The 14,491-nt window shown below is 74.1% G+C and carries 11 protein-coding genes; 8 read left to right on the top strand and 3 right to left on the bottom strand.

Going from position 1 to position 14,491, the window contains the following annotated elements; translation table 11 throughout:
- Positions 1-52: 52 nt before the first annotated feature.
- Entirely contained in the window at positions 53-292 is a 240-nt protein-coding gene (locus ABZ404_RS28425) for a hypothetical protein (RefSeq protein WP_358833966.1), read from the bottom strand.
- A gap of 375 nt (positions 293-667) precedes the next feature.
- Between ABZ404_RS28425 and ABZ404_RS28420 the strand changes: the two genes are divergently transcribed.
- Positions 668-3,331, top strand: a complete 2,664-nt coding sequence (locus ABZ404_RS28420; protein ID WP_358833965.1) for an RICIN domain-containing protein — start codon at positions 668-670, stop codon at positions 3,329-3,331.
- Between the two features lie 56 nt (positions 3,332-3,387).
- On the opposite strand, the gene ABZ404_RS28415 is transcribed toward ABZ404_RS28420, so the two are convergent.
- On the bottom strand, positions 3,388-4,647 hold the full coding sequence (locus ABZ404_RS28415; RefSeq protein ID WP_358833964.1) for a GAF domain-containing protein: 1,260 nt from the start codon (positions 4,645-4,647) through the stop codon (positions 3,388-3,390).
- A 140-nt stretch (positions 4,648-4,787) separates the two neighbouring features.
- Positions 4,788-5,915: a helix-turn-helix transcriptional regulator gene (locus ABZ404_RS28410; protein WP_358833963.1), complete on the bottom strand. Its 1,128-nt coding sequence runs from the start codon at positions 5,913-5,915 to the stop codon at positions 4,788-4,790.
- A gap of 233 nt (positions 5,916-6,148) precedes the next feature.
- Between ABZ404_RS28410 and ABZ404_RS28405 the strand changes: the two genes are divergently transcribed.
- From ABZ404_RS28405 to griH, 7 genes are all read left to right on the top strand, one after another.
- Positions 6,149-7,567, top strand: coding sequence for an FAD-binding oxidoreductase (locus ABZ404_RS28405; RefSeq protein ID WP_358833962.1), 1,419 nt, complete (start codon positions 6,149-6,151; stop codon positions 7,565-7,567).
- A complete protein-coding gene (locus tag ABZ404_RS28400) occupies positions 7,564-8,205 on the top strand; it encodes an NAD(P)-binding domain-containing protein (RefSeq protein WP_358833961.1) in 642 nt (213 codons plus the stop codon). The genes ABZ404_RS28405 and ABZ404_RS28400 overlap by 4 nt, the downstream gene beginning before the upstream one ends.
- 133 nt (positions 8,206-8,338) lie before the next feature.
- On the top strand, positions 8,339-9,526 hold the full coding sequence (locus ABZ404_RS28395) for an MFS transporter (RefSeq protein WP_358833960.1): 1,188 nt from the start codon (positions 8,339-8,341) through the stop codon (positions 9,524-9,526).
- Between the two features lie 177 nt (positions 9,527-9,703).
- Positions 9,704-10,654: an AfsR/SARP family transcriptional regulator gene (locus ABZ404_RS28390; protein ID WP_358833959.1), complete on the top strand. Its 951-nt coding sequence runs from the start codon at positions 9,704-9,706 to the stop codon at positions 10,652-10,654.
- 255 nt (positions 10,655-10,909) lie between these two features.
- The gene (locus ABZ404_RS28385; protein WP_358833958.1) at positions 10,910-12,286 is read left to right on the top strand and encodes an aspartate kinase; all 1,377 of its coding nucleotides are present in this window, start codon (positions 10,910-10,912) and stop codon (positions 12,284-12,286) included.
- Positions 12,287-12,308: 22 nt separating this feature from the next.
- A complete protein-coding gene (locus tag ABZ404_RS28380; protein WP_358833957.1) occupies positions 12,309-13,157 on the top strand; it encodes a 2-amino-3,7-dideoxy-D-threo-hept-6-ulosonate synthase in 849 nt (282 codons plus the stop codon).
- Between the two features lie 14 nt (positions 13,158-13,171).
- The gene (gene griH / locus ABZ404_RS28375) at positions 13,172-14,278 is read left to right on the top strand and encodes a 3-amino-4-hydroxybenzoic acid synthase (protein WP_358833956.1); all 1,107 of its coding nucleotides are present in this window, start codon (positions 13,172-13,174) and stop codon (positions 14,276-14,278) included.
- Positions 14,279-14,491: the final 213 nt, after the last annotated feature.

Genomic DNA, 14,491 nt, shown 5'->3' with positions numbered 1-14,491 from the left:
GCACGACCCCGGCCCGGCCTCGTACAACCGCGCCCCGCGCCAGCCCGCCCGCCTACGCATCCTCCACATGCCCGCACGACGCGCAGACCCAATAGTCCCGCTGCGCCCACATCGTGCGTCGGCACCGGCCGCAGCCGCGGGTCTGGATCCCGTGGGGGCCGAGCGGTGGTGGGTCCGGGGTCGTCGCGGCGTACTCGACGATCTGGTCCCGGACCCGATCGTCCGTGGTGGCGGCCATCCGGAGCAGGCGGGCGGTGCGGCTGCGGGCCTCGTCGGCGAAGTCGGTCGTCATCTCGGGAGCAGGTTACGGGCGGCCGGGCCGGGGGCGGGCCGCGTACGGGACGTTCACCTGATTGTGTCGCGCTCGCGATCGCGGACGTACCGCTGCCGGGCCGGTCAGGTCCGAGGGTCGGCTCCGAGGCGACGGCTCCGGGGGACGGTCGTGGATGGCCGGCCGACCTCGTTGAGGGCGCTCAGAAACCCGCCCCCCGAAAAGTCCCCCCAAGAAACCCCTCCCCACGGCAACCTCCCCCCACCCCAGCGACCACTGACCACTGACCACCTACCGGATCCGATCGACAAGTCCCGCTCGTCGGCGATCCGTCCTGTCTCTGGTGTACGGCCGCAAGGAGATCGACCCGCCGTGAATGAACCCATACACAGATCCGTGGACACCCGCACCCCCGGCCCCCGCGCCCGTCGCGGCCGGCACCGGCGGCGTTGGACCGCTACCGGGCTGATGCTCGGCGTGCCGGCCATCGTGCTGCCGTACTTCCTGTTCGTCCAGGACGACTCGCAGGCCGCGACCGTCGACGCCGACGCCTACTACCAGCTGGTCTCCGTGCGCAGCGGCAAGGTGCTGGACGTCAACGCGTTCTCCACCGCCGACGGCACCCGGATCCAGCAGTGGACCGACCAGCACACCGCCAACCAGCAGTGGAAGCTGAAGTCCGCCGGGGGCGGTTACTACGAGCTCGTCAACCGCAACAGCGGCAAGGTGCTCGGCATAGCGCGCGACTCCACCGCGAGCGCCGCCGTCGCCGAGCAGCAGACCGACCGGGCCGCCGCCTCCCAGCAGTGGCGGATCGACGACGTGGGCTCCGGGGCCGTCACCCTCACCTCTCGCCGCAGCGGGCAGGTCCTGGACGTGCTGGGGGGTTCCTCCGCCGAGGGCGCCGCCGTCGTCCAGTATCCGGGCAAGGGCAGCACCAACCAGCAGTGGAAGCTGGTCAGGGTCGGCGAGGCGCCGGCCACCGGGAGCGGGAACGGGAGTGGGAGCGGGGCGGCAACCGCCGCCGCCGGGCCGTACACCTGGAAGAACGCCCAGGTCGTCGGCGGCGGCTACGTCACCGGCCTGGTGTTCAACCCGCGCGAGAAGGACCTGCTGTACGCCCGCACCGACATGGGCGGCGCCTACCGCTGGGACGCCGCCGCCGCGCAGTGGATCCCGCTCACCGACTGGATCGGCGAGAAGGACTGGAACCTGCTGGGCATCGACTCGCTGGCCACCGACCCCGTCGACCCCGCACGGCTCTACCTCTCCGCCGGCACCTACACCAACGAGTGGGCGGGCAACGGCGCGATCCTGCGCTCCACCGACCGGGGCCGCACCTTCCAGCGCACCGATCTGCCCTTCAAGATCGGCGGCAACGAGGACGGGCGCGGCGCCGGGGAGCGGCTCGCGATCGACCCCGCGCATCCCGGGACCCTGCTGCTGGGCACCCGGAAGAACGGGCTGTGGCGCAGCACGGACCACGGTGTGACGTGGGGACAGGTCTCCTCGTTCCCCGTCAAGGGCGGGGCGGGCAGCGGCGCGGGCATCTCCTTCGTGACGTACGGACCGGCAGGCAGCGGCACGGTCTACGTCGGTGTCGCCGACAAGTCCGCCTCCCTGTACCGCTCCACCGACGGCGGCGGCACCTGGCAGGCCGTCCCCGGGCAGCCCACCGGGCAGCTGCCGCAGCACGGTGTGGTCTCCGGTGACGGCTCGCTGTACCTGACGTACACCGACGCCCTCGGGCCCAATGGCGTGACGGCCGGGTCGGTGTGGAAGTACGCGCCGAAGGGCGGCGCCTGGAAGAACGTCTCCCCGTCGCGGGGCAGTTACGGGTTCTCCGGTCTCGCCGTCGACCCGCGCAAGCCGTCCACGGTGATGGTCACCACCCTCGACCGCTGGTGGCCCGAGGACGAGATCTACCGGACCACCGACGGCGGGGCGAGCTGGAAGGGTCTGGGCTCGACGTCGGTACGGGACGCCTCCGGCGCTCCCTACGTCGGTACCGGCATCGGGCACTGGATGACCGCCCTGGCCATCGACCCCTTCGACTCCGGGCACGTGCTGTACGGCACCGGCAACGGCATCTGGGGCAGCAAGGACGCCGACGCCGTCGACAGCGGCCGCACCAGCCACTGGGCCGTGGGGGCGCGTGGTCTTGAGGAGACCGCGCTGGCGGACGCGATCGCCCCGCCCGGCGGCGCCGCCGTCATCACCTCCATGGGCGACCAGGGCGGCTTCCGCCACGACTCGCTCCAGGTGCCCGGCGCGCAGATGAAGAACCCGGTGATGACGAACAGCACCGACATCGACTTCGCGCAGTCCAACCCCTCGGTGATGGTCCGCGTGGGCCGGGGCGGCGCGCAGGACGGGGCGTACTCCGCCGACGGCGGCCGCACCTGGACGGGCTTCGGGTCGGAGCCGGTCGGCAGCGCCCACAGCGGGCAGGTCGCGCTCTCGGCGGACGGTTCCGTCATCGTCTGGACCCAGGCCGGGCAGGCCCCGTACCGGTCGCTGGACAAGGGCAGGACCTGGTCGCGGGTCGGCGGGCTCGGCACCGGTGCCGTCGTCGTCGCCGACCGCTCCTCGGCCAGGACCTTCTACTCGCTGTCCGGCGGCACGCTCCACGCCAGCACGGACGGGGGCGCGACCTTCTCGGCCCGCGCCACCGGACTGCCCGAGGGCCGGCTCGCGGCCGTTCCCGGTGTCGCCGGGGACCTGTGGATCTCCGGCGGGGGCAAGGGGCTGCTGCACTCCACCGACGGCGGCCGTACGTTCGCCCCGGTCGCCGGGGTGCGGGCCGCCTCCGCGCTGGGCTTCGGCAAGGCCGCGCCCGGCGCCTCCTACCAGGCGCTCTATCTGATCGGTACGGTCAAGGACGCCACCGGGGTGTTCCGCTCCACCGACCGGGGCGCGAGCTGGCTGCGCGTCAACGACGACGCCCACCAGTGGGGCAACTTCGCCGGCACCGGCGTCGTCACCGGTGACCCCGACGTCTACGGCCGCGTGTACGTCGGCACCAACGGGCGGGGGCTGCTGTACGGCGACCCGTCCTGACGCCGCTGTACGGCGACCCGTCCTGACGCCGCGGCCCTGACGGGCCGCCCGGCGCCTCACGCGCAATGACTGTCGAACCCCCCGACCCCCGCCGCCCCTCTCCCCGTCCCCACCCCGACCGCGAGCGCCACCGCCTGGGCCGCGTAGGCGAGCATCCGCTCGCCCTCGGGGGTGAGGGCCGTGCGGGGGCGGGCCAGGACGTGGCCCAGCCAGGTCGGGCCCGCCCAGACCGCCGCCTGCCAGGTGTCGTGGTCGAGGAGCTGGGGGGTGCGGGGGGCCGGGGCGGGGGCGGGGAGGTCCGGCCAGGGGTCCTCGCGGCCCGCCAGGACGCGGCCGCGGTGGTCGCGGACCAGGATCTCGGCGTCGAGGAGCACCCCCACCTCCGCCGCCAGACCCGCCACGCCCCGGCCGGCCAGGGCGAAGCCGATGATGTGGTCGCGTACCGCCTCCAGCGAGCGCTCCTTCAGGATCGTCTCCATCGCCAGGGCGCTGTGCTCCTCCAGCTTGGCCACCTCGGCGTTGTAGAGCTCCAGCCACTGGGCCTTGTCGACCGCGGCCGCCGCCAGGTCCGCGAGGGAGCCGAGGAGGGCGGCCTCGTCGGGCTCGAAGTGGCGTACGTCCCGGTGCGCGGCGTACAGCACGCCCACCGTGCCGCTGGCGTGGTGCAGGGGCAGCGCCAGCACCGAGCGGATGCCCTCGCGGGCGATCGCCGCGTCCAGGGCCGCGTCGTGCTCGATCCGGGTCTCCGCGTGGTAGTCGGGCGTCCAGAAGGGCGCGCCCGTGCCCCGGACCACCGCCCCGATGCCGTGGTCTCCCGACAGGTGCAGGCCGATGTGGAGCGAGGTGGTGGCGCCCGCCGACGCCCGCACCACCGAGTCGCCCGAGCCCGTGGTGAGCAGGGCCACGAACGCCATGTCCACGTGCAGCAGTGCCCGGGTGCGGTGGGCGACCGTCTTCACCAGGCCGTCCACGTCGCAGGACGAGGCCAGTTCGCGGGCCGTGTCCAGCAGGGCCGCCAGGTCCGCCTCGCGCCGGCGGCGGCGGTCGAGCAGGCCGTGGACCGTACGTCCCAGACGGCCCGCCCGGTGGACGAGGGCCAGCTCCTCCGCCGTCGCGCCCCGGTCGTGGGCGTGCAGCAGGACTTCCTCCATGGCGTCCAACGGCGCCTGGGCCGCCAGGAGTTCGAGGATCCGTAAGGCTCCCCCGGGGCCGTCCCCGCCGTGCTCGCCGCCGGGCTCCCCGTGTGCCGCCGCAGCCGCCGTGCCCTTCGCCACCACAAGCCTCCCCCCGGACGCGTCGGCCTCAGCGATACGCATCGGCGACCCCCCTCAGCGTTCCGCGCCCAAGATATGTGCGCGTTGTGTGGAGGCGGAAGGGGGGAGTCATGGTGATCCGGCGATCGGGCCCCCGGTCCACGCCCCCGGGGCGCGGCGTCCGGTCCGCCCGGCGCGCCCCCTCACCCCCACACCCGCTGCTCCGACTCCTCCCCCAGCGGCGCGTAGTGCTCGGTGAACAGCTTCGCCACCAGTTCGCCGCGGCTGGACACCCGGACCTTCTCGAAGATCGCCTTCACATGGTCGCGGACGGTGTGCGGCGAGAGGAACAGTTTCCCGGCCATCTCCGCGGTGCCCAGACCGCGCGCGATGTGCTGGGTGATCTCCAGTTCGCGGTCGGTCAGTTCGTACGCCTTCACCATCAGCGGGGCCACCTCCGAGATGGAGGCGCGCTCGATCACCACGGCCGACGCGCCCAGTTCGCCGTCCGCGCCGCGCAGGCAGGACGCGTGGCAGGCCAGCCAGCGGCCTCCCCGGCTGCGCACCCGGACCCGTGCCACGCCCTTGTCCCAGCCCGCCGCGATCGCCCGGGCCTTGCTCGCCGTGCTGTGCATCCAGGCCGGGACCGCCACCCCCAGCGGGGTCGGGGTCGAGGGGCCGGGCAGCAGGTCGTCCAGGAGCTCGCGGGCCTCGTCGTTGACCGACAGGAGGCCACCCGCGGCGTCGAAGAGCAGCAGGCCGGGGCCCGGCCCGTGGCTGGGGGTGGGCTCCGCGGACGGTTCGGTGAAGGACCGCAGCCGCCGGGCCATCGCGGCGGAGAGCTCCTTGACCACCAGCGCGTCGTCCGCGCCGAACGCCGGCGCGCCCTGCGCACGGAAGAGGCTGACCTGGCCCCACGGGTGGCCGCCGACCCGCAGCACGGCGCGCAGTTCGTCGTCGAGGCCGCGCGGCGCCAGGAAGTCGCGGTAGAGGGTGCTGCGGCCGGGCAGTCCGCCGGTGGCCTCGCGCAGTCCCGCCACCGGCAGCGGCGCGCGGGCGAGGTCGCGGAAGAGGTTGATGTTCTCGGTGAGCAGCTCGGACTCCCAGTAGACCGAGCAGCCCTCCTCGGTGAGGTTCTCCACCCGGATCGGTGAGGTCATCATCCCCGTCACCGGGTCGGTGGCCCGCCACACCGAGGCGTCGTACGGGATGAGGCGGCGCAACTGCTCGGAGGCGGTCGCGAACAGGGCGAGGGCGTCGGGGGCCGCGCCGATGGCCGTCAGGAGCGTGTCGATGGCGTGGGTGGTGCTCGCGTTCCTGGGCACGGTCACGGGCCGGTACTCCTCGCTCGCCACCCCTCGCGCGCGGGTGGGCCTCGTCGGGTGCGCGTCTGCCCCTCCATGCTCCCGCACCCGAACGCCCCGCACACCCCCCTCAGTTGAGGGGGGCGGTGCCCGGGCAACACCTTGTTCTCGGGATGTCGCCCCGGGGTCCGCGCCGCCGACGATGGGACACGCCGGCCCCGCCCCCCCCCACCCCGCGCCCGATTGAGGAGGCACCCCTCGTGCGACCTGCCGTGCAGCATCCCCCGCACCTCCCCGCCGACCAGGTGGCCGCGCTCGCCGCGGCCGTACGGGGGCCGGTCCTCCTTCCCGGGCAGGACGGGTACGCGCGGGAGAGCGCGGGCTTCAACACCCTGCTGGAGCACCGCCCCGCGCTGGTGGTGGGCGCGACCGGGGCGGCGGACGTGGTGGCGGCGGTCCGGTTCGCCGCCGGGCACGGGCTGCCGGTCGCGGTCCAGGCCACCGGCCACGGCGTGGCCCGGGCCGCCGACGGCGCGGTGCTCGTCTCCACCCGCCGGATGACCGGGCTGCGGATCGCCCCGGACCGGGGCACCGCGCGGCTGGCCGCCGGGGTGCGGTGGGAGCAGGTCGTCCACGAGGCCGCCGTCCACGGCCTGGCCCCGCTCAACGGCTCGTCCCCGCTGGTCGGCGCCGTCTCGTACACCCTCGGCGGCGGCCTCGCGGTGATGGCCCGCACCTTCGGGTACGCGGCCGACCACGTCCGCGGCCTCGACGTGGTCACCGCCGACGGTGAGCTGCGCCAGGTGGACCAGGAGCGGGAGCCGGAGCTGTTCTGGGGGCTGTGCGGCGGCAAGGGCAACTTCGGGATCGTCACCTCGATGGAGATCGGCCTGATGCCGGTGCCCCGGCTGTACGGCGGGGCGCTCACCTTCGACGGGGCGGCGGCCCCGGTCGTGCTGCCCGCCTGGCTGGACTGGACGGCGTCGGCGCCCCTGGAGATGAGCTCCTCGCTGGCGCTGGTCCGCTTCCCCGACGACCCGGCGCTGCCCGGCGAGGTCCGCGGCCGGTTCGTCGTCCAGGTGCGGATCGCGTTCACGGGCACGGCCGCCGAGGGCGCCCGGCTGGTGGCGCCGCTGCGGGAGTCGGGGCCGCGCGTCCTCGACACCGTGCGGGAGATGCCGTACACGGACGTCGCCTCGATCCACGGCGACCCGACCGAGCCCTACCCGTACCACGAACGCACCCTGATGCTCGGCGAACTGGACCGGACCGCGGCCGGGCGCCTGCTCGCTGCGGCCGGGCCGGACTCCGGGTGCTCGCTCGGCCTGGTGGAGCTGCGCCACCTCGGCGGGGCGCTGAGCCGGCCGGTGCGGCACCGGAACGCGGTGGGCAACCGGGACGCGCGCTTCTGCCTGCTCACCGTCGCCCCCGGCGGGCCGCGCCCGGCCGGTCCGGGCCAGGACGACCTGCTCCTGGAGCGGCTGGCGCCCTGGGCGACCGGCGGGAAGTACCTCAACTTCCTGGACGCCTCGGCCGGTGACGACCAGGTCCGGGCGGCCTTCACCCCCGAGGCGTACGCACGGCTGGGCGAGCTCAAGGCGCGGTACGACCCCGCCAACCTCTTCCGCGTCAACCACAACATCGCCCCGGCGGCCCTGGCGAGCGAGGTGCCGGCGTGAGGATCGGGGTGGTCGGCGCGGGGCCCATGGGCCGGGCCGCGGCACGGCAGTTCGCGCTCGCGGGCGAGACCGTACGGCTCGCGGACCGCTCCCCGGAGCGCGCGGTGCGGGCGGCCGCGGCGGCGGGCGCGGGCACCCGGGGCCGGGTCGAGGCCCATGACGTCGAGGGCGTCCTGGAGGCCGACCTCATCACGCTCGCCATGGGCAGCGAGGACACCCTCGCCTTCGTCACCCGGCACCGCGCCGCGCTCGCCGGGAAGATCCTCATCGACACCACCAACCCGGTGGAGGAGGCCGGGGCGGCGGCGCTCGGCCGGGCGGGCCCCAGCATGACCGAGCTGATCGCCCGGGCCGCTCCGCAGTCCTCCGTGGTGAAGGCGTTCAACACCACCTGCGCGGCCACCCTGTTCGCCGGGCGGGTCGACGGCGCCCACCTCGACGTGTTCGTGGCGGGCGACGACTACAGCGCCAAGATCCCGGTCATCGAGCTGATCGACCGGGCGGGGCTGCGCGGCCTGGACGCCGGCGATCTGCGCAACGCGCACGTCCTGGAGCAGATGGCGCTGCTGTGCCGGGAGCTCATCGAGCGGCTCGGCCTGGGCCGCGACGCCGGGATCAAGCTCCTGCCCGACGGATGAGGAGGCCCCCGCCCCTGCGCGCATCCGCGCCCGTACGTCCGTACCCGTGACCGAATCCGCGCCCGTGTCCCGCCCGGCCCCCTCCCCGACGGGCCGCCCCCGTCCCCTGCCCGCACCCTCCGAAGGAGTCACCGTGCGTCTGCGCCTACTCGTCCTCGCGTTGGGAAACTTCGCGATGGGCGTCGACACGTTCATCATCGCGCCGATCCTCGACCCCATGGCCGACGACTTCGGCGTCTCCCGCACCACCGCGGGCTGGCTGATCACCGCCTTCGCCCTGGCGTACGCGATCGGAGGGCCGCTGCTCGCCGCCGCCACCGGCCACCGGCCGCCCCGCCAGCTCCTGCTCGGCGCGCTCGGCGTCTTCGCGGTCGGCAACGCGCTCACCGCGGTGGCAGGGGACTACTCCTGGGCCATGGCCGGGCGGGTGGTGGCCGGCGCCGGGGCGTCCATGTACACCGCCAACTCCCTGGCCGTGGCACGGGCGATGGTGCCGCCCGAGCGGGCCGGTCGGGCGGCGGCGCTGGTAGTGGGCGGGCTGACCGCGGCCATCGTGCTGGGTCTGCCGCTGGGCGCCTGGCTCGGCGACCAGGCGGGCTGGCGCGCGGCCCTGTGGCTGGTGGTGGGGCTCACCGCGGCGGCGACGGCCGGGATCGCGGCGACCGTGCCGCGGCTGAAGGGGCAGGCGGCGACGACCCTGCGGGCCCGGCTGGCTCCGCTCGGGCAGCCGCGCGTCCTGGTCACCCTGATCGCCACCTGGCTCTGCCTGAGCACCAGTTGGACGGTCTACAACTACATCGACGAGGTGATGGACGAGGCGACCGGCGGCGACGCGGGCCGCACCTCGCTGATCCTGCTCTGCTTCGGCATCGGGGCGGTGTCGGGCAACCTGCTCACCGGGCGCCTCACCGACCGGATCGGACCGGTGCGGACCATCACCGTCGCCGCCCCGCTCCTGGTCGCCGCCGCCACCCTGACCCCGCTGCTGTCGACGTCGCTGGGCGCGGGCATCGCGATGGCCGTCGCCTGGGGCGTCTGCCACTGGATGATCAATGTGCCGCAGCAGATGCGGCTGGTGGCGACCGCGCCGCAGTCCGCGCCGCTCCTGCTCGGCCTGCACCAGAGCACGATCTACATCGGGATCAGCACCGGGGGCGTGGCCGGGGCCGCCGGCTACTCCGCCGACGGCGCCACGGGCGTCGGCTACGCGGCGCTCGCCGTGGGGATCGTGGCGCTGGGCGTCCTCGCGCTCTCCCTGCGGATCAACCGCCCGGCCACCGCCCCCGCCGCGGCCGCTCCCACCACCGCCCCGGCCCGGTAGCGGGGGCGCGCCACGACCGGCTCCACGCGTACTCCACGGGCCATCTGAAATCCTTGCCGAAGACGTTCCGCCCGGCCGCCGCATCGGCCGGGCCGGAATGGTTGCCCCTGGCGGCCGAAACGACCTCCAGAGGCCGAAAAGAGATGCTAGAACGCCGACTTGGGGAGGGCTCAGCCAATGCAGTCAGCGGGAAACCCGGCATTCACTTTCCGAATACTCGGTCCACTGGAAGTCGAATGCGCGGGCCGGAAGGTCCGCCTCGGTGGATTCAGACAACAGGCACTGCTCGCCACGCTCTTACTGGAAGCCGAACACGTCGTACCGATCGAACGGCTCCTGGAGGCCATCTGGGAGGACACCCCGCCCGCCTCCGCCAAGGGGCAGGTGCGCATCTGCGTCTCCGCCATCCGCCGCCAGTTCGTCGGGGCGGGCGTGGGGGACCTCATCGAGACGCATCCGGCCGGGTACCGCATCCGGGTGCCGAACACCGCGCTCGACCTGGCCCGCTTCGCGCACCTGGCGGCGCTGGGCCGCTCGGCCGCCCGCGACGGGCAGCCCGAGCAGGCCGTCGACCTGTTCCGCTCGGCGCTGGCGCAGTGGAAGGGGCCGGTGGCGGCCGGCCTGGAGAGCCGGGTGCTGCGCCAGGCCGCGACCATGCTGCGCGAGGAGCAGCTCTCCGTCCTGGAGGAGTGCGTCGACCTGGAGCTCCAGATGGGGCGGCACCGCAAGGTCGTCGGGGAGCTGTACCGGCAGGTCGCCGAGAACCCCTACCGCGAGCAGATGTGCGCCCAGCTCATGCTCGCCCTGTACCGCTCGGGGCGGCAGGCCGACGCGCTGCGGCAGTTCCGTGAGACCCGGACGCTGCTCTCGGCGGAGCTGGGCATCGACCCCGGGGAGTCGCTGCGCACCCTGGAGCGGGCCATCCTCGCCGAGGATCCGTCCCTGGAGGCGCCCGGCCGCCCGGCCCCGGTGGAGGCGGGCCGTACGGCTCCGGTCGCGTCCCTGATCCGCCAGGCCTCGCACCGCGCGGTGAAGATGTCCTGGAGCGACCACACCCTGGCGATGCGCACCCGGCTGACCAGTTTGCAGCAGGCCAATCTCCGTCTCCAGGCAACGTTGAATCTCTGACGAAATCGGGTGGGCACCGTTCCCACCAGCGTTTTCCCTACTGCCCCGTGCCCCCGGCACGGGGCATTTCGCGTCCGGTATCGCCGCGCGCCCGGCCGCGATATCCGCGTGAAACCTGGCCGATACGCGTCTTTGGCAGCGTCACCGCCGGTGGGGCCGGACCGGAAGGGAACGGGGAACCGGGAGAAAGCCCCGCCGAAGCCGCGTGAAAGGACTGCTTCATGGCTCTCTCGAACGGCGGAGGTGACCCCTCGCATGGCCCCCTCGCCGCACGACCCGGCCGGACCCGGCCCTGACCGCACCGGCACCCCGGGCCCCGAACACCCCGGGGGCCCGGCACGCCCCGACGGCTCCCCGCGCTCCGACCGGCGCGGGCCCGTGGTGCACAAGTACGGCGGGAGCTCGCTCGCCACGATCGAACAGGTACGTGCCGTGGCGCAGCGGGTCGCGGCCACGCACCGGACCGGCCGTCCGGTGGTCGTCGTGGTCTCGGCCCGGGGGAAGACCACCGACCGGCTGCTCCGGCTGGCCGAGGCCGTCGGGGCGCCCCCGGCGGGCCGCGAGACCGACCAGCTGCTCGCGACCGGCGAGAACGCCTCCGCCGCGCTGCTGGCCATGGCACTGCACCGGACCGGGGTGCGGGCGGTGTCCCTGGTGGGCGCCCAGACCGGCATCCTGGCGACCGGTACGCACGGCCGCGGCGTGATCGTCACCGTGGACACCGACGGCATCGACGAGGTGCTCGCCCGGGGCGCGGTCGCGGTCGTGGCCGGGTTCCAGGGGCTGACCGCCCGGCGCGAGGTGATCACCCTGGGGCGCGGCGGGTCGGACACCACCGCCGTGGCCCTGGCCGCCGAACTCGGCGCCGCCCACTGCGAGATCTACACCGATGTCGACGGGGTGTTCACCGCCGACCCGCGGCTGCTGCCCGGCGCCCGCGTCCTGCCGGCCGTCGACGTCGACGTGATGGCCGAGATGGCGTTCGCCGGCGCCCGCGTCATGCACGCCCGGGCCGTGGAGCTGGCGGCGCTGCGCCAGGTCGACATCCACGTCAAGCACTCCGCACGGCCCGGCCCCGGGACCGTGATCGCCGCCAGGGAGGAGACGAAAGCCGACATGCTCGAATCACCGACGACCGTCACCGGAGTGGTCCTCGACGCGGACGTGGCCCGGGTCACCCTGCGCTTCGACGCGGGCGACGCGGACGCGGCGACCGATGTGTTCGCGTTCCTGGCCCGCGAGTCCCTCACCGTCGACATGGCCGCGCTCTCCGACGAGAGCACCGGCGTGAACATCGGCATCACCCTGCACACCGACGACGTGGAGCCGCTGCGGGACTACCTGGAGCGGCGCCCCGGACCGCCGGGCCGGCCGATGGAGTCCGACGAGGGGATCACCAAGCTCTCCCTCGTCGGTACGGGGCTGCTCAGCCGCCCCGACAGCACCGCGCGCATGCTGCGCTGCCTCAAGTCGGCGGCCATCGCGCCCAGTTCCGTGTCCACCTCGCAGATGCGGATCTCGGTGACCGTCCCGGACGGCGACGCGGTACGGGCCGCCCGGGTCCTGCACGACGAGTTCGGCCTGACCGCGCTCACCGCCGGTACCGGCGTCACCGCGTCCGTACCCGCCTGATCCGACCGAGGAGGTTGTGCTGATGTTGCACCATTCGTTCGCACGGCAGTTGCGGCTGCGCAGGATCCACCGCCACGGCGGCGACCGGCTGCTGATCGTCCCGCTGGACCACTCGGTCACCGACGGCCCGCTGACCGGCGGGAAGCGCCTGGACCACCTGGTCGGCCGGCTGGCGGACAACGGCGTGGACGCGGTGGTCCTGCACAAGGGCAGCCTGCGGTACGTCGACTCCGCCCGCTTCGCCCGCACCTCGCTGATCGTGCACTTGAGCGCCAGTACCGTGCACGCCCCCGACCCCAACGACAAGTACCTGGTCGCCAGCGTCGAGGAGAGCCTGCGCCTGGGCGCGGACGCGGTCAGCGTGCACGTCAACCTCGGCTCCGTCCAGGAGCGCCGGCAGATCGCGGACATGGCCGCGGTCGCGGACGCCTGCGACCGGTGGAACGTGCCGCTGCTCGCCATGATGTATCCGCGCGGCCCGAAGATCACCAACCCGCGCGACCCCGCGCTGATCGCCCACGCGGCCTCGCTCGCCGCCGATCTGGGCGCCGACGTCGTCAAGACCGTCTGCGCCGAGACCGTCGCGGAGATGCGCGACATCACCTCCGCCTCGCCGGTCCCGCTCGTCGTCGTGGGCGGCCCCCGGGAGCCCGACGAGGCCCGGGTGCTCGCCTACGTGGACGAGGCGCTGCGCGGCGGCGCCAGCGGGGTGGCGATGGGCCGCAACGTCTTCCTCGCGCCGGACCCCGGGGCCATGGCCGCCAAGGTCGCCCGGCTGGTCCACCCCGTACCCGCACCGCACCCGGACGACCGGCCCGCGCCCGGCGCGGTCACCGACGCCTCCGCCGTACCGCTGACCCCCGTCTCTTAAGAGGAGTTCGCCCCATGAAGCTCAGCTGGCTCGACGCCCGTTCGCTCGGCGAGGCCAAGGAGGCCATCCTCCAGGAGGCCCTGCACTACCGGCTGGAGGGCATCGTCGCCGACGACCCCGCCGACTTCGCCGACCTGCCGCCGACCGTCACCAAGGTGCTGTTCCCCCAGGGCAAGCCGCTGCCCGCAGAGTTCGGGGACGCGTCCGTGGTCATCGTGGACCCGGCCCGGCACGGCATCACCCCCGCCGAACTCGCCCTCAAGCACCCGGAGGTGGAGTTCGGGCGCTTCGTGGAGATCGTCGACGCGCCGACCCTGGAGGACGCCTGCGAGTCCGCGCGCACCGAGAAGTGGAGCGTGCTGCTCTTCCGCGACCCCACCAAGATCCCGCTGGAGATCGTGATCGCGGCGGCGGCCCGCGCCACCGGCAGCATGATCACGGTGGCCAAGGACGTCGAGGAGGCCGAGATCATCTTCGGTGTCCTGGAGCACGGTTCGGACGGCGTGATGATGGCGCCCAGGGCCGTCGGCGACGCGGCCCACCTCAAGGCCGCCGCCACCGCCGACGTGCCCGACCTCAACCTGGTCGAGCTGGAGGTGCGCCACACCGAGCACATCGGCATGGGCGAGCGCGCCTGCGTGGACACCTGCACGTACTTCCGCGAGGACGAGGGCATCCTGGTCGGCTCGCACTCCAAGGGCATGATCCTGTGCGTCAGCGAGACGCACCCGCTGCCGTACATGCCGACGCGGCCGTTCCGGGTCAACGCGGGCGCGATCCACTCGTACACGCTCTCCAAGGACGAGCGGACCAACTACCTCAGCGAGCTGAAGGCCGGCAGCAAGGTCCTCGCCGTCGACATCAAGGGCCAGACGCGGCTCGTCACGGTCGGCCGGGTCAAGATCGAGTCGCGGCCGCTGATCTCGATCGACGCGGTGGCGCCCAACGGGCAGCAGGTGAACCTGATCCTCCAGGACGACTGGCACGTACGGGTCCTGGGACCCGGGGGCGTGGTGCTGAACAGCACCGAGCTGAAGCCCGGGGACAAGGTGCTCGGGTTCCTGCCGAGCGAGGACCGGCACGTGGGTTACCCCATCGACGAGTTCTGCCTGGAGAAGTAGCGGTTCACCGCGCTGTGCGGGGCGCGGGACGCGTCGTCGTTCGTCTGCGGGCCGGCGCGGGCTGGTCGCGCAGTTCCCCGCGCCCCTCAGGTAACACGGGCGCGGCGGTGGGCCCCCCCCCCCCCCCCCGCCCCCCCCCCCCCCCCCCCAAACCCCCCCCCCCCCCAACACCCCCCCCCGGAAAACACCGCGGGCGCCGCGCCCCGAGCCGGA

Source organism: Streptomyces sp. NPDC005878, from assembly GCF_040629815.1.
In the GTDB taxonomy this organism is placed as follows: domain Bacteria; phylum Actinomycetota; class Actinomycetes; order Streptomycetales; family Streptomycetaceae; genus Streptomyces.
This window is presented reverse-complemented; position numbering and strand designations above follow the sequence as displayed.

Excerpts from the sequence above, each read along its gene's own strand:
- ABZ404_RS28385 (WP_358833958.1), top strand. The coding sequence starts at position 10,910 with ATGGCCCCCTCGCCGCACGACCCGGCCGGACCCGGCCCTGACCGCACC.
- ABZ404_RS28425 (WP_358833966.1), bottom strand. The coding sequence starts at position 292 with ATGACGACCGACTTCGCCGACGAGGCCCGCAGCCGCACCGCCCGCCTG.
- ABZ404_RS28380 (WP_358833957.1), top strand. The coding sequence starts at position 12,309 with ATGTTGCACCATTCGTTCGCACGGCAGTTGCGGCTGCGCAGGATCCAC.
- ABZ404_RS28415 (WP_358833964.1), bottom strand. The coding sequence starts at position 4,647 with ATGCGTATCGCTGAGGCCGACGCGTCCGGGGGGAGGCTTGTGGTGGCG.
- griH (WP_358833956.1), top strand. The coding sequence starts at position 13,172 with ATGAAGCTCAGCTGGCTCGACGCCCGTTCGCTCGGCGAGGCCAAGGAG.
- ABZ404_RS28390 (WP_358833959.1), top strand. The coding sequence starts at position 9,704 with ATGCAGTCAGCGGGAAACCCGGCATTCACTTTCCGAATACTCGGTCCA.